The sequence below is a fragment of the Pseudomonas sp. B21-031 genome (genome assembly GCF_024748985.1).
Taxonomy (GTDB): Bacteria; Pseudomonadota; Gammaproteobacteria; order Pseudomonadales; family Pseudomonadaceae; genus Aquipseudomonas; species Aquipseudomonas kermanshahensis.
This window is the reverse complement of sequence record NZ_CP087181.1, coordinates 5,275,550-5,293,700: the sequence shown is the minus strand read 5'-3', so window position 1 is coordinate 5,293,700 and position 18,151 is coordinate 5,275,550. Positions and strand designations below refer to the sequence as shown.

General features: G+C 63.3%; 18 protein-coding genes. 9 read left to right on the top strand and 9 right to left on the bottom strand.

Features of this window, described 5'->3' with window-relative positions; genetic code table 11:
• Positions 1 to 17 precede the first annotated feature (17 nt).
• The 7 genes from mltB to LOY53_RS23635 all read left to right on the top strand — a co-directional run bounded on the left by mltB (position 18) and on the right by LOY53_RS23635 (position 6,429).
• Positions 18 to 1,028, top strand: a complete 1,011-nt coding sequence (gene mltB, locus LOY53_RS23665) for a lytic murein transglycosylase B (RefSeq protein WP_085272343.1) — start codon at positions 18 to 20, stop codon at positions 1,026 to 1,028.
• Positions 1,028 to 2,032 (top strand): septal ring lytic transglycosylase RlpA family protein, encoded by a 1,005-nt coding sequence (locus LOY53_RS23660; protein WP_027592612.1) that lies wholly within the window; start codon positions 1,028 to 1,030, stop codon positions 2,030 to 2,032. The genes mltB and LOY53_RS23660 overlap by 1 nt, the downstream gene beginning before the upstream one ends.
• Positions 2,033 to 2,226: 194 nt before the next feature.
• Positions 2,227 to 3,387, top strand: coding sequence for a D-alanyl-D-alanine carboxypeptidase family protein (locus LOY53_RS23655; protein WP_027592613.1), 1,161 nt, complete (start codon positions 2,227 to 2,229; stop codon positions 3,385 to 3,387).
• Between the two features lie 75 nt (positions 3,388 to 3,462).
• The gene (locus LOY53_RS23650) at positions 3,463 to 3,738 is read left to right on the top strand and encodes a DUF493 domain-containing protein (protein WP_012312556.1); all 276 of its coding nucleotides are present in this window, start codon (positions 3,463 to 3,465) and stop codon (positions 3,736 to 3,738) included.
• On the top strand, positions 3,738 to 4,385 hold the full coding sequence (lipB, locus tag LOY53_RS23645; RefSeq protein WP_027592614.1) for a lipoyl(octanoyl) transferase LipB: 648 nt from the start codon (positions 3,738 to 3,740) through the stop codon (positions 4,383 to 4,385). The genes LOY53_RS23650 and lipB overlap by 1 nt, the downstream gene beginning before the upstream one ends.
• Before the next feature lie 2 nt (positions 4,386 to 4,387).
• The gene (lipA, locus tag LOY53_RS23640) at positions 4,388 to 5,404 is read left to right on the top strand and encodes a lipoyl synthase (RefSeq protein ID WP_027592615.1); all 1,017 of its coding nucleotides are present in this window, start codon (positions 4,388 to 4,390) and stop codon (positions 5,402 to 5,404) included.
• A gap of 86 nt (positions 5,405 to 5,490) precedes the next feature.
• Positions 5,491 to 6,429: an LD-carboxypeptidase gene (locus LOY53_RS23635; protein WP_258703355.1), complete on the top strand. Its 939-nt coding sequence runs from the start codon at positions 5,491 to 5,493 to the stop codon at positions 6,427 to 6,429.
• 83 nt (positions 6,430 to 6,512) lie between these two features.
• On the opposite strand, the gene LOY53_RS23630 is transcribed toward LOY53_RS23635, so the two are convergent.
• The 5 genes from LOY53_RS23630 to leuS form a co-directional block, all read right to left on the bottom strand.
• Positions 6,513 to 7,832, bottom strand: coding sequence for a lytic murein transglycosylase (locus LOY53_RS23630; protein WP_258703354.1), 1,320 nt, complete (start codon positions 7,830 to 7,832; stop codon positions 6,513 to 6,515).
• 60 nt (positions 7,833 to 7,892) lie between these two features.
• Positions 7,893 to 8,057 (bottom strand): alternative ribosome rescue factor ArfA, encoded by a 165-nt coding sequence (gene arfA / locus LOY53_RS23625; RefSeq protein ID WP_016501800.1) that lies wholly within the window; start codon positions 8,055 to 8,057, stop codon positions 7,893 to 7,895.
• Positions 8,058 to 8,245: 188 nt separating this feature from the next.
• Positions 8,246 to 9,283 carry a DNA polymerase III subunit delta gene (gene holA, locus LOY53_RS23620; protein WP_258703353.1) on the bottom strand — a complete coding sequence of 346 codons (1,038 nt, stop codon included), beginning with the start codon at positions 9,281 to 9,283 and terminating at the stop codon, positions 8,246 to 8,248.
• Between the two features lie 38 nt (positions 9,284 to 9,321).
• Entirely contained in the window at positions 9,322 to 9,927 is a 606-nt protein-coding gene (gene lptE, locus LOY53_RS23615) for an LPS assembly lipoprotein LptE (protein ID WP_252825951.1), read from the bottom strand.
• 60 nt (positions 9,928 to 9,987) lie between these two features.
• Entirely contained in the window at positions 9,988 to 12,594 is a 2,607-nt protein-coding gene (leuS, locus tag LOY53_RS23610) for a leucine--tRNA ligase (protein ID WP_027592620.1), read from the bottom strand.
• Between the two features lie 227 nt (positions 12,595 to 12,821).
• On the opposite strand from leuS, the gene LOY53_RS23605 reads away from it, so the two are divergent.
• Both LOY53_RS23605 and LOY53_RS23600 read left to right on the top strand, forming a co-directional pair.
• A complete protein-coding gene (locus tag LOY53_RS23605) occupies positions 12,822 to 13,136 on the top strand; it encodes a hypothetical protein (protein WP_027592621.1) in 315 nt (104 codons plus the stop codon).
• Between the two features lie 132 nt (positions 13,137 to 13,268).
• Positions 13,269 to 14,030, top strand: coding sequence for a YdcF family protein (locus LOY53_RS23600; RefSeq protein WP_258703352.1), 762 nt, complete (start codon positions 13,269 to 13,271; stop codon positions 14,028 to 14,030).
• A 126-nt stretch (positions 14,031 to 14,156) separates the two neighbouring features.
• On the opposite strand, the gene lnt is transcribed toward LOY53_RS23600, so the two are convergent.
• Genes lnt through LOY53_RS23580 form a run of 4 tightly spaced genes read right to left on the bottom strand, consistent with a single transcriptional unit; the run spans position 14,157 to position 18,012 of the window.
• Complete coding sequence (gene lnt, locus LOY53_RS23595) at positions 14,157 to 15,674, bottom strand: apolipoprotein N-acyltransferase (protein WP_252825948.1); 1,518 nt, start codon at positions 15,672 to 15,674, stop codon at positions 14,157 to 14,159.
• An 8-nt stretch (positions 15,675 to 15,682) separates the two neighbouring features.
• Positions 15,683 to 16,522, bottom strand: a complete 840-nt coding sequence (locus LOY53_RS23590) for an HlyC/CorC family transporter (RefSeq protein ID WP_027592624.1) — start codon at positions 16,520 to 16,522, stop codon at positions 15,683 to 15,685.
• Between the two features lie 25 nt (positions 16,523 to 16,547).
• Complete coding sequence (gene ybeY, locus LOY53_RS23585; RefSeq protein ID WP_258703351.1) at positions 16,548 to 17,021, bottom strand: rRNA maturation RNase YbeY; 474 nt, start codon at positions 17,019 to 17,021, stop codon at positions 16,548 to 16,550.
• Positions 17,014 to 18,012, bottom strand: a complete 999-nt coding sequence (locus LOY53_RS23580) for a PhoH family protein (RefSeq protein WP_258703350.1) — start codon at positions 18,010 to 18,012, stop codon at positions 17,014 to 17,016. Before LOY53_RS23580 ends, ybeY begins: the two co-directional genes overlap by 8 nt.
• Positions 18,013 to 18,151: the final 139 nt, after the last annotated feature.

The following is an 18,151-nucleotide window of genomic DNA, read 5'->3' as shown; positions in this document are numbered from 1 at the left end:
ATAAGGTGAAGAATTTCATGCAAGCAGTGCGTAACTGGGCTGCCCGTTGTGCGCCGTGGATCGGCGCGGTGGGCCTGTTCGGCGCTGTCCAGCTGGCCCATGCCGGCGACTACGAAGGCTCGCCCCAAGTGGCCGAGTTCGTTGGCGAAATGACCCGCGACTACGGCTTTGCCAGCGAGCAGCTGATGGGCGTGTTCCGTGAGGTCCAGCGTAAACAGTCAATTCTCGATGCCATTTCGCGGCCGGCCGAACGGGTCAAGCCGTGGAAGGACTACCGGCCGATGTTCATCACCGACGCGCGTATCGCCCGCGGTGTGGACTTCTGGCGCCAGCACGAAGCGGTGTTGGCGCGGGCCGAGCAGGAATACGGTGTGCCGGCGCAAGTTATCGTCGCGATCATCGGCGTAGAGACCTTTTTCGGTCGCAATACCGGCAATTACCGGGTCATCGACGCCCTCTCGACGCTGGGCTTCGACTACCCGCCGCGGGCCGAGTTCTTCCGCAAGGAGTTGCGCGAGTTCCTGCTGCTGGCCCGTGCCGAGCAGCTTGACCCGCTCACGCTCAAAGGCTCCTATGCGGGGGCAATGGGCTTGCCGCAGTTCATGCCGAGCAGCTTCCGCAACTATGCCGTGGACTTCGACGGCGATGGCCACATCAATATCTGGAACAACCCGGACGATGCCATCGGCAGCGTAGCCAGCTACTTCAAGCGCCATGGCTGGGTGGCCGGCGAAGGCGTGGTCAGCCGCGCCAGGGTGCAGGGCGAGCGGGTTGATGAAGGCCTGACCACCGGTATCGAGCCGGTGAAGACTGTCGGGGAGTTGCGGGCGCTGGGCTGGTCGAGTCATGATGCGCTGCGCGATGATCTGCCGGTCACCGCCTTCCGCCTGGAAGGCGAAAACGGCCCCGAGTACTGGATGGGCCTGAAGAACTTCTACGCGATCACTCGCTACAACCGCAGCGTGATGTACGCCATGGCGGTGCATCAGCTTTCGGAACAGCTGGTCCAAGCACGGGGCGTCAAGTAATGCGCGCAATCATCTCTGCCACTACCTTCAAGCTGCTGACCTGCATGACTGTCGGCATGCTGTTGGTCAGCTGCTCTTCCAGCCGCCCGACCACTACCCAGAAAAGCGGTAATACAGTCCGCGCCCAGCCCGGCCTGGACATCAACCGTGCCCACAAGGACGGTGCGCCGTGGTGGGACGTGGACGTCAACAAGATCCCCGACGCCACGCCAACCGTGCACACCGGCAACTACAAGGCCAACCCCTACACGGTACTGGGCAAGACCTACTACCCGATGCAGGACTCGCGCAACTACCGCGCCGAGGGTACCGCGTCGTGGTATGGCACCAAGTTTCACGGGCAGAACACGGCCAACGGCGAGCTTTATGACCTGTACGGCATGAGCGCGGCGCACAAGACCTTGCCGCTGCCGGCCTATGTGCGGGTGACCAACCTGGCCAACGGCCGCAGCGTGGTCCTGCGGGTCAACGACCGTGGCCCGTTCTACTCCGACCGTATCATCGACCTGTCCTACGCGGCGGCGAAGAAGCTCGGCTACGCCGAAATCGGCACTGCGCATGTGCGCGTCGAAGGTATCGACCCGCAACAATGGTGGGCCCAGCGCGGCCAGCAGCCACCGTTGGTGCTGAAGGAGCCCCAGGTTGCTCAGACCCAGTCGATCCCGGCCAGCACCGGCCGAGTCGAGCAGTGGACCCCGCCACCCCAGCAGCACGCAGCCCCCGTAGTGCCCGTTCAAGTCGGCGGCAACAATGTGCCGGCAGGCAACGGCGGCAGCTTCTTGCAGGTGGGCGCCTTCGCCAACCCGGACGCTGCTGAACTGCTGCGTTCGAAACTGAGCACCATGGTCAGCGCGCCGGTGTTCATCAGCTCCATCGTGCGTAACCAGCAAACCCTGCACCGCGTGCGTTTGGGGCCGATCAGCAGCCAGGGCGAGATCCAGCAGGCGCAGAACAGCATTCGCCTGGCGAACTTGGGGCAGGCGAAGCTGGTCACAGCTGACTGACCGCACCGGCCAAACTGTCGGTTTTGTCATGAATTGACGGGCGCGGGCATGTACAATGTCCGCTTTTGCCCGCAGCGACATAAAGCCGCAGTGTGCGGGCTTGGCCCAAGGCCTTAAAAACTAGACTGACTGGCGCTGGGCACACGATGTGGCCCAGGCAACATCTCAGACCATTAGCGATTTTCGAGAGACGGATGAACATCACCAACCTTGCCAAACGACTTTGCCTGCCCGTACTGCTGATGATCACGCCTGCTGCTTTCGCGGCAGAGCAGATGATGCCGGCACCACCGCAACTGGCAGCCAAGTCCTACGTACTCATGGACGCGTCCAGCGGCAACGTGCTGGTCGAGAACAACGGTGACGAGCGCCTGCCGCCAGCCAGCTTGACCAAGCTGATGACCGCCTACATCGCCACCCTGGACATTCGCCGCGGCCAGATCGGTGAAAACGACCCGGTCACCGTCAGCGAAAACGCCTGGCGTACCGGCGGTTCGCGCATGTTCATCAAGGTCGGCAGCCAGGTGACTGTCAGCGACCTGCTGCACGGCATCATCATCCAGTCGGGTAACGATGCGTCCGTCGCTCTGGCCGAGCACATTGCCGGCAGCGAAGACGCCTTCGCCGACATGATGAACAAGACGGCCGCTGACCTGGGCATGTCCAACAGCCACTTCATGAACCCGACCGGCCTGCCGAACCCCGAGCACTACTCCTCGGCGCACGACATGGCCCTGCTGGCGCGCGCGATCATCGACGTCGACCCGGCCCACTATGCGATTTACTCGCAGAAAGAGTTCTTCTGGAACAACATCAAACAGCCGAACCGCAACCTGCTGCTGTGGCGTGACAAGACCGTCGACGGCCTGAAAACTGGCCACACCGACGAAGCCGGTTACTGCATGGTGGCTTCGGCCGTACGTGACGGCCAGCGCCTGATCGCCGTAGTGTTCGGCACCAACAGCGAGCAGTCCCGTGCTGCCGAGACCCAGAAGCTGCTGACCTACGGCTTCCGCTTCTTCGAAACTCAGACCTTCTATCAGAAAGGCACCGAGCTGACCCAGGCTCCAGTCTGGAAGGGCGCCACCAGCCAGGTTAAAGCTGGCCTGGCCAACGACCTGACCATGACTATGCCTAAAGGCCAATTGAAGCGCCTTCAGGCTTCGATGACCATGAACCCGCAGCTCACCGCACCGATCGCCAAAGGTGACGTGATCGGCAAAGTGGAAGTCAAACTGGACGAGAACGTGGTTCACAGCGCCGACCTGATCGCCCTCGATGGCGTCGAGGAAGGTGGTTTCTTCCGCCGTATGTGGGATAGCATCCGTCTATTCTTCTACGGGTTGTTCAACTGATAACGTGACCTGCCACGCTCCCGCTGTTCAGGCGGGAGCGTTGTTGTTGCCACGGCTTACGAGGCCGTTTCCGCTATGAGCGAACCTGACGTCAAGTCGCACAAAATCGAATTCCCCTGCGCCGACTACCCGATCAAGGTCATCGGCGATACCGTTGTCGGTTTCAAGGACATGGTCATCGAAGTCCTCAGCAAACACGCCAAGGTCGACCTCGCCACGCTGGCCGAGCGCCAGAGCAAGGAAGGCAAGTACACCACGGTGCAACTGCACATCGTTGCCGAGAGCGAGAACCAGCTGCACGATATCAACAGCGCCCTGCGCGCTACCGGCATCGTGAAAATGGTGCTCTGATGTCCGCCTGTCTCGGTTTTCGCGATCTTGGCCTGCAGCCCTATGAACCGGTGCTGGAAGCCATGCGTCGCTTTACCGAGCAGCGAGGGCCCGACAGCCAGGATGAAATCTGGCTGGTCGAACACCCCTCGGTCTTCACCCAGGGCCAGGCCGGCAAGGCCGAGCACCTGCTGATTCCGGGTGATATCCCGGTGGTGCAGACCGACCGCGGTGGCCAGGTGACCTACCATGGCCCCGGGCAACTGGTGGCCTACCTGCTGCTGGATGTGCGGCGGCTGGGTTTTGGGGTACGTGAGCTGGTCAGCCGTATCGAGCAGACCCTGATCGACCTGCTTGCCAGTTACGATGTCCAGGCGGCGGCCAAGCCCGACGCCCCGGGTGTCTATGTCGATGGAGCGAAAATCGCCTCCCTCGGCCTGCGAATCCGCAACGGCCGTTCGTTCCACGGCCTTGCCCTGAACGTGGACATGGACCTTGCGCCATTCCGCCGAATCAACCCCTGCGGTTATGCGGGGCTGGCCATGACCCAGCTACGCGATCTGGCAGGCCCGATCGAACTCAACGAGGTCAGGACAAGGCTGCGCGGACAGCTGGTCAAGCACCTCGACTACGCTGAGCAGACGACCCTCACGGGCGGAATCGACTGAATATGACAACTGTGCAAGAAGCCGTGCCGAACCTGATACCTACCCAGGATGCCACCCCGCGCCCAGCGCCGAAGAAGGTGGAAGCTGGGGTCAAACTGCGTGGTGCCGACAAGGTCGCGCGCATCCCGGTAAAGATCATCCCTACCGATGAACTGCCGAAAAAGCCCGACTGGATCCGCGTGCGCATCCCGGTCTCACCCGAGGTAGACCGCATCAAGCAACTGCTGCGCAAGCACAAGCTGCACAGCGTCTGCGAAGAGGCCTCTTGCCCGAACCTGGGCGAGTGCTTCTCGGGCGGTACCGCGACCTTCATGATCATGGGTGACATCTGCACCCGTCGTTGCCCATTCTGCGACGTTGGCCACGGCCGACCGAAGCCACTGGACCTCGATGAGCCGAAGAACCTCGCCGTCGCCATCGCCGACCTGCGCCTGAAGTACGTGGTGATCACTTCGGTGGACCGCGACGACCTGCGTGATGGCGGTGCCCAGCACTTTGCCGACTGCATCCGCGAGATCCGCGCCTTGTCGCCGGGTGTGCAACTGGAAACCCTGGTCCCGGACTACCGTGGCCGTATGGACGTGGCCCTGGAGATCACCGCGCAAGAGCCGCCGGATGTCTTCAACCACAACCTGGAAACCGTACCGCGCCTGTACAAGGCCGCGCGTCCGGGGTCGGACTACGACTGGTCGCTGGACCTGCTGCAGAAGTTCAAGCAGATGGTCCCGCACGTACCGACCAAATCGGGCCTGATGCTCGGCCTGGGCGAGACCGACGAAGAAGTCATCGAAGTGATGCACCGCATGCGCGAGCATGACATCGACATGCTGACCCTCGGCCAGTACCTGCAGCCGTCGCGCAGCCACTTGCCGGTACAGCGTTTCGTGCACCCGGACACCTTCGCTTGGTTCGCCGAAGAAGGCTACAAGATGGGCTTCAAGAACGTGGCTTCCGGCCCGCTGGTGCGTTCTTCGTACCACGCTGACCAGCAGGCTCACGAAGCCAAGATCAAGCTCTGAGCCTGGTCTGAAGCACCCGTGCCGATGCGCGCCGAAAGGCGGCATCGGCATTTTTGTTTGTGTGCCCTGTACTGCAAGGAGTTGCGATGAATTGCGCTGAAACCTTTGAGTCCCGACTGCCCGCTGCCCTGGGGGAGAACGCCTGCTTTGCCATCGTCGCCCCGGCCGGGCCGGCGCGGCTGGATGCGCAAAAGGCCAGCCAGTGGTTCACCGAGCGTGGCTACCGCTGCCGTATCTACCCGGGCGTTGAACAGGCGCAGGGCTACCTGGCAGGGCCCGATCAGCAACGGCTGCAGGACCTGCACGATGCTTTTGCCGACCCGGCCATCGACGCCATCCTGTGCATGCGCGGCGGCTATGGCAGCATGCGCCTGCTCGACAGCCTCGACTTTGACCTGATCCGTTGCAACCCCAAGCCGTTGATCGGCTACAGCGACATCACCGCGCTGCACACGGCTATCCAGCGCAAAACCGGGTTACTGACCTTTCATGGGGCGATGCTGAATGCCGACCTGTTGGGCGCCAAACTCGAGCCGACCGAGTCGTCGCTGCTGGCGCAGCTGATTGGGCAGGTGGGGGCGGGGGATGCGATCGCGCATCCCGCCGACTTTGCGTTGAGCTGCGTGGTGCCGGGGGTTGCCCACGGGCGTTTGCTGGGGGGCAACCTGTCGATGCTGGGGGCGACCCTGGGAACGGTGGCAGAGATCGATACGCAGGGCTGCATCCTGTTTATCGAAGACGTCAACGAGCCGTTGTTCAGGGTGGATCGTTTGCTGACCCAGTTGCGCCTGGCGGGCAAGCTTGCCGGGGTGAAGGGGGTGCTGGTGGGGGATTTTGCCGGGATCACCGTGGCGGCGTTGACGCCGCTGCTGCAGGACATTTTCGGGCCGCTGGGCGTGCCGGTGCTGGCCGGGTGGCGCAGTGGGCATTGTGATCCGAACGTGTGCTTGCCGCTGGGGGCTGAGGTGGTGCTGGACAGTGGGGAGATGAGGCTGGTGTTGCAGCAGGATTTGTTTATAGGCTGAGGGCGTCGGGGCCGCTTTGCGGCCCATCGCAGGCAAGCCAGCTCCTACAGGAGCGGGTTCACCTGCGAATGGCCGCAAGGGTATTACTGCTGGCGCAGGCTCTCGAGCAGCTTATGGGTTGGATACCCATCCGCGGGCCATCCCAACCCCTGCTGGGCATTGCGAATGGCCTTGCGGGTGTTGGCGCCAATGATGCCATCGGCATTGCCCGCGTCATGCCCGCTGGCATTGAGCAGGTGTTGCAGCTCCATGCGCTCGCTGCGGCTCAAAGGCAGGTCCTCTTTCGGCCAACTGCCGGCAATGAAGCCCCAGCCCGAGAACCGGTCACCCAGCAGGCTTACGGCCAGTGCATAGGACGACGAGTTGTTGTACTTGAGGATGGCGCGGAAGTTGTCCAGCACCAGGAACGCCGGGCCGCGCGCACCTGCAGGCAGCAGCAGGGCGGCAGACAGCTGATTGCTGTTGGCGGGCAGCTGAGTACCGGCTGGCAGCTTCACGCCCAGTTGCAGCCACTCGCTCACCGGCTTGCGCAGCGACCCGTCGGCCAGCCAGAAGTCGAACCCGGCCGGTACTTGCACTTCAAAGCCCCAAGGCTGGCCGCGTTTCCAGCCAGAGCTCTGCAGGTAGTGCGCTGTGGAGGCCAGAGCATCGGGGGTGCTGTTCCAGATATCCCGGCGGCCATCACCGTCGAAATCCACTGCATGGGTGTTGTAAGTGGTCGGGATGAACTGGGTCTGGCCCATGGCGCCAGCCCACGAGCCACGCATGGCCTCTGGCTGGATATCACCGTTCTGCAGGATTTGCAGGGCGGCGATCAGCTGGTCTTGAGCGAATTGGGGGCGGCGGCCTTCGTAGGCCAGGGTCGCCAGTGAGCGAATGACCGACTTGCTGCCCTGGAACTGGCCGAAGTTGCTCTCCATGCCCCAGACCGAAACCAGCACTTGGCGGTCCACGCCATAGCGCTGTTCGATGCGGTTCAACAGTTCTGCATTCTGCTCCATCAGCTTCTTGCCGTTGCGCACGCGCAGTGGCGACAGTGCGCCTTCCAGGTATTCCCACACCGGTCGGGTGAATTCTGGCTGGCTGCGGTCGGCCTTGATCACATCCATGTCGGGGGTGACACCGAGGAATGCACGGTCGAAAGTGTTTGGCGAAATGCCAGCCTGCAAGGCTTGTTGGCGGAAGCCGGCCTGCCATTGCGCGAAGGTTTGCAGGGGCTGGATCTCAGTAGCGCTGGTGTCGGGTGTTGCACCAGGCACGTTCACCACCGGGGCGGGCTGGGCAGGTGCCAGCGGCAAGGCATCGGCGGCGGTGGGTTTTTCCGCGCAGGCGACGAGCAGGATGAAGCTGGAGGCCGCGATCAGCTGGCGGGATTTCCAACGGGGGAGAAGGCTGAGGAGCATGCACAGATCCAGAATTTCAGGTCAGGTGACGACCATACCATGCCTGCGCTTTCGATGCTTTCATGCCGCCAAAAAGTAAGAAGCCTCCCAATCTCTCGATTGGAAGGCTTCGCGGCGGTAGCTGCCTTTGCCCTTGTCCGGTTGTTCCTGGCGGCAGCGGAACAGTGGCTGGGCGACGATCGACTTGGCCTTGTTGGGCCCGTGCTTCTTCGGTTTTTTGCTCATGGTGCGGATTCCCGGTGGGTGGCTTTCGGGGCGCACTGTAGGCCTGTCGATGGGTGAGGGCCAATTGATTGTGTATATGATTCGAAGGCCCTATCGCCGGCAAGCCGGCTCCCACAGGTACGGCACCGCCTTCAAGGCCTGTGATTTACCTGTGGGAGCCGGCTTGCCGGCGATAGCGGCTTTGACTATTACTCGGAAGGCAGCGCTAGCCGCTGCCCGGCCATCAGCAGCGACAGCCGTGCCAGCCCAGTCCAGGGCGAACCCTCGGCCTGCCCCTTGATCTGCGCATCGATCCGCTGAGCATCCTGCAACAGCTGGGCCCAGCGTTGCGCCGAGAGGCGCTGCAGGGCTTTGCTGACCAGTGGGCGGCGTTTATCCCACACCGGTGGCCGCGCTTGGCTGAAGGCCTTGTCCAGCGGTACACCCTGGCTGAACTGCTGGGCCAGCCCTGCCAGTTGGCGCAGTTCGCGCGCCAATGCCCACAGAATCACCGGCGGCTCCACGCCTTCGCCGCGCAGGCCTTCAAGCATGCGCAGGGCGTGCGCGGCTTCGCCATTGAGAATGGCATCGACCAGGCCGAAGACATCGAAGCGGGCGCTGTCGGCGACCGCCGCCTGTACGGTCTCGACGGTGATCTGGTTACCGTCGGCCAGCAGCTTGAGTTTTTCGATTTCCTGGGCGGCAGCCAGCAGGTTGCCTTCGACCCGGGCGGCGATCAGGTCCACGGCATCGCGTTGAGCCGAAAGGCCTGCCTGCGACAGCCGCTGGTTGATCCACTGCGGCAACTGGTGCGCATCCACCGGCCAGATCTGGATGAACTGGCAATGGGCGCCTTCGATCAGGGCCTTGCCCCACTTGGTCTTCTGCGCGCTGCCGTCGAGCTTGGGCAGGCTGATCAGCAGCAGCGTGTCTTCGGCCGGCCTGGCGCAGTATTCCATCAAGGCGGCAGCACCCTTGTCACCGGGCTTGCCGGAGGGCAAGCGCAGTTCCAGCAGGCGGCGCTGGGCGAACAGGGACAGGCTGGCGCCCGCCTGGAGCAAGGTGCCCCAGTCGAAATTGGCGTCGGCGCTGAACACCTGGCGTTCGTCGAAGCCTTGTTGGCGTGCGACGCTGCGGATGGCGTCAGCGGCTTCCTGGCACAGCAATGGATCGTCGCCGCTGACCACGTAAACCGGTGCCAGGGCGCCTTGCAGGTGCTTGTTGAGTTGGGCGGGGGCGAGTTTCATCGGAAACAGGCGGGGCACCTAAGGTGCCCCGCACGGGCTTAGTTGCCCGGAACTTCCAGTGGCGACTGCTGAGGCGTTTCCGCCTGCTGACGGCGAGCGGCTTCCAGCGCGGCGGCTTCAGCCTGGGCGCGTTCGTCGGCTTTACGCTGCAGTTCGTCGAGTTGCGTCGGGGTCAGCATCTGCAGGCGTACGACCATGGCGTTGACCAGGTCGCGGCGCATTTCTTCACGTGCCCGTTTGGCTTCCTGCTCGGAGCCGGTGATGTTGGAACCGTCACGCACGTAGACCTTGCGCACTTCCAGTTTGTCGCTGAGCAGTTCCAGGTTGTTCAGGCCCTGGATGCTGTAGTTCAGTACCGTGGTCAGCTCGTACTCGGCCGAGCGGCTGCCACCGGTGTAGGTCGCGGCGCGTTCGTTTTCCTGCTCGTTGGTCAGCACCAGGCGGTAAGGCGCGCCCGCGTGCAGGTTGACGCCGTTACGCTCCAGAACCTGACGCAGCTGGGTCACGGTTTCGCCATAGGCATTGCGCGCGCTGACGTCCATCTCTTTGACGCTCAGCTCGGTGGTGCCGGTGCCACGCAGCTGGAAACCGCAGGCGCTGAGCACGACGGCCAGGCCGATTACCAGCAGATTGCGTTTGATCATGTTGTTGCTCCCTCTTGGGCCTGTACCGCCCGCCCGCAGAACCTGCGGGCGGGCGTGCCATCAATTGGCGACGATGTTGACCAGCTTGCCCGGTACCACGATGACCTTGCGAATGGTCAGGCCATCGATGAAGCGCAGGACATTCTCGTTGCTGCGGGCGGCGGCTTCGATTTCTTCGCGGCTGGCGGCGGCCGGCATTTCGACCTGGCCACGCAGCTTGCCGTTGACCTGCACCACCAGGACGATGCTGTCCTGTACCAGTGCGCTCTCGTCGACGGCTGGCCAGCCAGCATCGATGACCGCCTGGTCGTGGCCCAGCGCCTTCCACAGTTCGTGGGAGATGTGCGGGGTGATCGGCGCCAGCAGCAGGGTGACGGCTTCAAGGCCTTCCTGCAGCAGGGCACGGTCCTGTTCGGTGGCTTGCGGGGCCTTTTCCAGGACGTTCATCACGGTCATCACCTGGGCGATGGCGGTGTTGAACTTGTGGTACTGGCCCACGTCGGTGCTGGCCTGCTTGATCGCGGCGTGGATGGCGCGGCGGATGACCTTTTGCGCGTCGTCCAGCGTGGCGACGTCCAGCTTGCCCGGCAGGCCCTGGCTGACGTGGCCTTGGGCCAGGCGCCAGACACGACGCAGGAAGCGGCTTGCGCCTTCGACGCCGGAATCGGACCACTCCAGGCTCATGTCGGGCGGCGATGCGAACATCATGAACAGGCGGCAGGTATCGGCGCCGTAGGCTTCGATCATCGATTGCGGGTCGACGCCGTTGTTCTTCGACTTCGACATCTTCTCGGTGCCGCCGATTTCCACCGGCAGGCCGTCGGTCTTCAGGCGGGCGCCAATGATCTTGGCCTTGGCGTCACGTTCGATCTCGACGTCGGCCGGGTTGAACCAGTCCTTGCCGCCGTTGCTGGCAACGCGGTAGTAGGTCTCGGCGACCACCATGCCCTGCGTCAGCAGGTTCTTGAACGGCTCGTTCGAGGTGACCAGGCCTTCGTCACGCATCAGCTTGTGGAAGAAGCGCGCGTACAGCAGGTGCAGGATCGCGTGCTCGATACCGCCGATGTACTGGTCGACCGGCAGCCAGTGGTTGGCGGCTTTAGGGTCGACCAGGCCTTGGTCGTAGTTTGGCGAGGCGTAGCGGGCGAAGTACCAGGACGACTCGACGAAGGTGTCCATGGTGTCGGTTTCGCGCTTGGCCGCCGTGCCGCATTTCGGGCAGGTGCATTCGTAGAACTCGGGCATGCGTGCCAGCGGCGAGCCGGCGCCGTCCGGTACCACGTTTTCGGGCAGGGTGACCGGCAGCTGGTCTTCCGGCACCGGCACGTCGCCGCAGGACGGGCAGTGGATAATCGGGATCGGGCAGCCCCAGTAACGCTGACGGCTGATGCCCCAGTCGCGCAGGCGGAACTGGGTGCGCGACTTGCCGAGTTCCTTGCGGATCAGGGCGGCTTCGATGGCGTCGAAGGCGCCGGCGAAGTCCAGGCCGTCAAACTCGCCGGAGTTGATCAGTTGGCCATGCTCGCCGTAGGCAGCCTGCCACTCGTTGCCGACTTCATCGCCAGCGCTGGTGCGCACCACGGCTTTGACCGGCAGGTTGTACTTGTGGGCGAATTCGAAGTCGCGCTCGTCGTGGGCCGGCACGGCCATCACGGCGCCATCACCGTAGTGCATCAGCACGTAGTTGGCGACCCAGACCGGCAGCTTCTCGCCGGTCAGCGGGTGTTCGACCAGCAGGGAAGTGGGCATGCCCTTCTTCTCCTGGGTGGCCATGTCGGCCTCGGCGACGCTGCCGCTCTTGCACTCGTCGATGAACGCCTGCAGCGCCGGGTTGCCTTGGGCAGCCTGGGTGGCCAGCGGGTGTTCGGCGGCGACGGCGACGTAGGTGGCGCCCATCAGCGTGTCAGGACGGGTGGTGAAGACCTTCAGGGCGCCTTCGTGGCCAATGCTGGCCTGGTCGAACGGGAACTGGACTTCCATGCCGCGCGACTTGCCGATCCAGTTACGCTGCATGGTCTTGACCTGTTCAGGCCAGCCCGGCAGCTCGTCGAGGCTCTCGAGCAGCTCGTCGGCGTAGTCGGTGATGCGGAAGTAGTACATCGGGATTTCGCGCTTTTCGATCAGCGCGCCCGAACGCCAGCCGCGGCCGTCGATGACCTGCTCGTTGGCGAGTACGGTCTGGTCGGCCGGGTCCCAGTTCACGGTACCGTTCTTACGGTAGATGACGCCCTTTTCGAACAGGCGGGTGAACAGCCACTGTTCCCAGCGGTAGTAGTCCGGCTTGCAGGTGGTGACTTCACGTGCCCAGTCGATGGCCAGGCCCAGGCTCTTGAGCTGGGTCTTCATGTAGTCGATGTTTTCGTACGTCCACTTGGCCGGGGCGACGTTGTTTTTCATCGCCGCGTTTTCTGCGGGCATACCGAAGGCGTCCCAGCCCATCGGCTGCAGGACGTTTTTGCCCAGCATGCGCTGGTAGCGGGCAATCACGTCACCGATGGTGTAGTTGCGCACGTGGCCCATGTGTAGCTTGCCGCTCGGGTACGGGAACATCGATAGGCAATAGTAGGTGTCTTTGCCTGGCTGTTCGGTAACAGCGAACGATTGTTGCTCGTCCCAGAAGTTCTGGGCGGCGGCTTCGATATCACGGGGCGTGTATTGTTCGTGCATGGCTACTTTTGGCTGAGAGAGAAGAGACCTTGTTCCAGGCAGCGGAACCTCGCTGCAACCGGTACTCCGGTGTCGTTTAGAGTGAACGCCGTAGCATACAGCAGCGCTGCGCATCGTGGGAAACCTTGATTGCGAATGCCCGCTGGTCGCGGCAAACGGCTGCTTTTTAGAGTGACGCTAAGCTCAGGTGTGGGGGGAGATATTTTTATCTTCAATGAGGTGAACGGATGGGAGAGACGCAGCTACCCGCAATCAAACCGGAGCTTTACGAACGCCTGATCGACCGCCTTGGCCTGGCATTGGAAGTTGCCCGGACGTCGGTACGATTGCGCGACGAGAGTCCAGCCGAGCTGGAGTTGCGCGGCCTTAGCCACGCAGAGTTCGAAGTGATCAAGGCCTACCTGGAATCCCTTCCGGAGCGCCAAAATGCCTGTGCCGGCAGTTACCCGCAAGCGGAGCCGACATCGGCCAAGATCATCTGGCTCAAGGACAAGAAACGCCCCGCCAGCACGGCGAGATCCAGGACGCTGCCGCATCGTTAGCCGTTCAGGACGCCAGGCGCAGGCCATCGCGCGCCGGTTCTTCAATACACTTCTCACGATCGTCGCCGGCCGCACACTTGTTGCCCGGCGTCGATCCTCTTAGGCTGCACGCCTTCCATGGAGGTGTAGCCGATGCCCATTCGATTCTTCATCAAACAATGGCTGATGCCGCCGGGCGTCCTGTTGCTGTTGCTGCTGGCCGCCTGGTGGCTGCGTACCCGCCGCCCGCGGCTGGCGGCGCTGTGCTTTGCAGTGGGGCTGGGTGGCCTGTGGCTGATGAGTTTGCCCCTGGTGGTGCAGGAGTCGGCACGGTTGCTGGAAACCGAACCGCCTTTGCAGGTCAGCGAGTGGGCGGGCCTTGCCGGGAGGGCGGATGCCATCGTCGTGCTAGGTGCCGGGCGTGAGCGCGGCGACCCGGCCTGGGGTGGGGATGACCAGCCTACGGCAACGGCCCTTGAGCGCATGCGCTTTGCTGCGCGGCTGGCCAAGGCTTCGGGGTTGCCGGTGCTGACCAGCGGTGGCTTGCACTACGGCACGCCGCCGAGCGAGGCGCGGTTGATGGCCGATCGCTTGCGTGAAGACTTTGGCGTCGAGGTGAAGTGGCAAGAGGAGGGCAGCCGTACCACCTGGGAAAATGCGCGGTTCACGGCGGATATTCTGCAGCCGCTGGGTATTCGTCGCGTGGTGGTGGTGACCCAGGCCTGGCACATGCAGCGTTCGCGTTTCAGCTTTGAGCAGGCGGGGTTCGAGGTGGTGCCAGCGCCGATGGGGTTCCTGGGGCGTGATCATGCCCGGCCGTTTGCCGGGTTGCTGCCAGAGAGCCGGGCGATGTGGCAGAGCGGGCAGTTGCTGAATGAGGCGGTGGGGTTGGTGGGGTATCGGGTGTTCTATTGAATCTAGGTTGCCTGTGCCGGCCTCTTCGCGGGGCAAGCCCGCTCCCACAGGGTCTCCACTGTCGTCGAGGCCAGTGGAGATCCTGTGGGAGCGGGTTTACCCGCGAAGAGGCCGGTGCAGGAGAACTCAAACGGTCTTGGCGATGCGCCCGGCCAGCAACGCCCAGCCCAGCAACAGCACACAGAGGATCGCCAGCGGCCACGAGCGCCACTGCAGGTAAGGCGTCAATTGCTGCATCGGCACCACCTCGCCATACAGCACCGCCTGCTGGAACTGCGGAATTTGCGTGGTAATACGCCCGAACGGGTCGATCAGCGCGGTTATGCCGTTGTTGGTGGCGCGGATCATCCAGCGGCCAGCTTCCAGTGCCCGCATCTGCGCCATCTGCAGGTGTTGCAGGGGGCCGATGGAGGTGCCGAACCAGGTGTCGTTGCTGATGGTCAGCAGCAGGTCGCTGCGCGCCGCCAGGCTCGCCGCGAACTCGGGATAGACCACTTCGTAGCAGATGTACGGCGCGATCTGGTAACCCTTGGCCTGCAACAGCGGCTGGTCTTCGGGGCCCCGGGCAAAGTCCGACATGGGCAGGTTGAAGAACTCGATCGCGCCACGCAGCATGTCCTGCAGCGGCACGTACTCGCCAAACGGCACCAGTTTCTGCTTGAGGTAGGTGCCGTCGCCTTCGCCGGTCACGGTGATGCCGTTGTAATAGCGGCGCTGGTGGTGCACCACCTCACGTACGGGGACGCCGGTGATCAACGCCGAATGCCGCTCGGCGGCAAAGCGGCCCATCACGTCGATGTAGCCCTGGGCCTGGTCCTTGAGCACCGGCACCGCGGTTTCGGGCCAGATCAGCAGGTCTACGGGCTTCGAGGTGAAGGTCATGTCGCGGTACAGCGCCAGCTGCGCGTCGATGTGCGCGGGGTCCCATTTCACCTCCTGCTCGACGTTGCCTTGGATGGCGGCCACCTTGAGTGGATCACCCGCAGGCTTGGTCCAGGCGTGCCCCTTGAGGGCCATGCCCAGTACCCACGGGGCGAGCAGCAGCACGCCGGCGACGGCCAGGAACGAGGGCCGGGCGCGTAGCCGATGCAGGTTGCACAGCAAGGCAGCGCTAAGCGCCAGGGTGAAGGAAATCAGCCACACGCCGCCTAGCGGCGCCAAGCCCGCCAAGGGGCCATCGAGCTGGCTGTAGCCCGCATAAAGCCAGGGGAAGCCGGTCAAGAACCAGCCCCGGAAGGCCTCTTGCAACAGCCACAGGGCAGCGAAGCACAAGGCATCGGCCAGCGGCGCCTCGTTGCGCCGCAGCCAGCGCGCCCACAGCCACGTGGGCAGGGCGAAGAACCAGGCAAGGGCGGCGAAGAACGCCAGCAGCAGCAGGATCGCCAGCAGCGGCGAAGCGCCGCCGTAGGTGTTCATGCTGACGTAGATCCACCAGGTGCCGGCGCCGTACAGGCCAAAGCCGAAACACCAGCCGCGGCCCATGGCCTGGCGCGGGCTGAGCTCGCGCAGGCCAAGGTAAAGCAGGGCGATGGACAACAGGGCCAGTGGCCAGATGTTGAACGGCGCCAGGGCCAGGAGGGTGGAAGCGCCGGCCGCCATGGCCAGCAGGTTACCGGGCCAGCCGGGGCGGGTGATCCAACGCATGATTGTCCTTAGCGGGTGATCGGTGTCAGGCGCAGCAGGTGAATCCGCCGGCTGTCGGCATTGAGAATGCGGAACTTGTAGGCACCGATCTCGGTGGTTTCGTTGCGCTTGGGCAGGTGCCCGAACGCGCTCATCACCAGGCCGCCCACGGTGTCGAATTCGTCATCGGAGAAGGTGCTGTCGAAGAACTCGTTGAAGTTCTCGATCGGGGTCAGCGCCTTGACCAGGAAGTCGCCGCTGGGCAGCGGCTTGATGTAGCTGTCTTCCTCGACGTCGTGTTCGTCTTCGATGTCACCAACGATCTGTTCGAGCACATCCTCGATGGTCACCAGGCCTGCCACACCGCCGTATTCGTCGATGACGACGGCCATGTGGTTATGGTTGGCGCGGAACTCGCGCAGCAGCACGTTCAGGCGCTTGGACTCCGGCACGAAGGTGGCCGGGCGCAGCAGGTCCTTGATGTTGAAGCTGTCGCCGTTCTCTTTGAGGATCAGCGGCAGCAGGTCCTTGGCGAGCAGGATGCCCAGCACATCATCGTGGCTTTCGCCGATCACCGGGTAACGCGAGTGCGCGGCGTCGATCACCGCCGGCAAGAACTCGCGAGGCGACTGGCTGGCCTTGATGCTGATCATTTGCGAGCGCGGTACCATGATGTCGCGCACCTGCAGGTCAGCAACCTGGATGGCGCCTTCAACGATGGTCAGCGCTTCGCTGTCGAGCAGCTTGTTCTGATGGGCTTCGCGCAGCAGCTCAAGGAGCTCCTGGCGGTTTTTCGGCTCATGGGCAAAAGCCTGGGTCAGTTTACCCAGCCAGGACTTTTGCCCGTTGCTCGATCGATCTTCGCTCATGGCGGTTCTCGTGATCCTTGCAGTATCAGTGTGTGATGGTTTCGTCTTCATCGTCGGCATACGGATCAGGGTGACCCAGTTCTGCCAGCAATTCTCGTTCCAACGCTTCCATTTCCTCGGCTTCCTCATCATCGATGTGGTCGTAGCCGAGCAGGTGCAGGCAGCCGTGGATGACCAGGTGCGCCCAGTGGGCCTCCAGGGTTTTGCCCTGTTCGGCGGCTTCGCGCTCGACCACCGCCACGCAGATCACCAGGTCGCCCAGCAAGGGGATATCGAGCAGGTCATCAGGCACGTCGGCCGGGAACGACAGCACATTGGTCGCGTAGTCCTTGTGCCGGTAGGTGTGGTTCAGCTCGCGGCCTTCGGCTTCGTCGACCAGGCGGATGGTCATCTCCGAGTCGGCGCTGCGCTGGCGCAGGGCCAGCTCGCACCAGCGGCGGAAGGCAGCATCGTCAGGGGCGGTGGCGTCCGTGGCCCGTTGCAGGTCAAGTTCAAGCATCTTTGCCGGGTGCCTCTGGCTTGGCCTGACGGCCTTCGAAGCGGTCGTAGGCCTCGACGATGCGTTGCACCAGTGGGTGACGAACCACATCTTTGGGTTGGAAATGGGTAAAGCTGATACCCGGAACGTCCCGGAGCACCTCGATCACGTGCGCCAGGCCCGACTTCGTGCCACGGGGCAGGTCGACCTGGGTGATGTCACCGGTGATCACCGCCGTCGAGCCGAAGCCGATGCGGGTGAGGAACATTTTCATCTGCTCGAGCGTGGTGTTTTGGCTTTCGTCGAGGATGATGAAGCTGTTGTTCAGGGTACGGCCACGCATATAGGCCAGCGGGGCGATCTCGATCACCTGGCGTTCGATCAGCTTGGCCACGTGTTCGAAGCCGAGCATTTCGTACAGGGCGTCGTACAGCGGGCGCAGGTACGGGTCGATCTTCTGTGCCAGGTCACCGGGCAGGAAACCGAGCTTTTCGCCCGCTTCGACTGCCGGGCGTACCAGCAGGATGCGGCGCACTTGCTCGCGCTCCAAGGCATCCACGGCACAGGCCACGGCCAGGTACGTCTTGCCGGTACCGGCCGGGCCGATGCCGAAGTTGATGTCGTTGGCCAGGATTTCCTTGACGTACCGCTGCTGATTGGCGCCGCGCGGGCGAATGTTGCCCTTGCGCGTGCGCAACGAGACGCTGACCTCGTTGACCGCCGGGTTGTCGATGTTCTCGACGGTCGATTCCTGCAGGTACAGGTGGACCGTTTCTGGCGACAAGTCGGTGGCCTTGGCCTCTCGGTAGAGGCGGCGCAGCAGTTGCTCGGCAGCGGAGGTGGTCTTGGGTTCGCCGATCAGTTCGAACTGATTGCCGCGGTTGCGGATCTCGATGGCCAGGCGTTGCTCGATGAGGCGCAAGTGCTCGTCGAACTGGCCGCACAAGTTGGCGAAACGGTGGGCCTCGAAAGGTTCGAGGATGAAACGATGAGGTTCTATGGGTGCGTTCAAGGTCGTTTTTAGCCGCCCGACGGCAATGGGTGTGAGCTCAAGAATAACCCTTGAATGGCAGTGGCGAAAGCACTGAAACGTTCAACGGTATGTAGGGCCTGTTCTGGCCTATTCGCGGGTGAACCCGCTCCCACAGGTA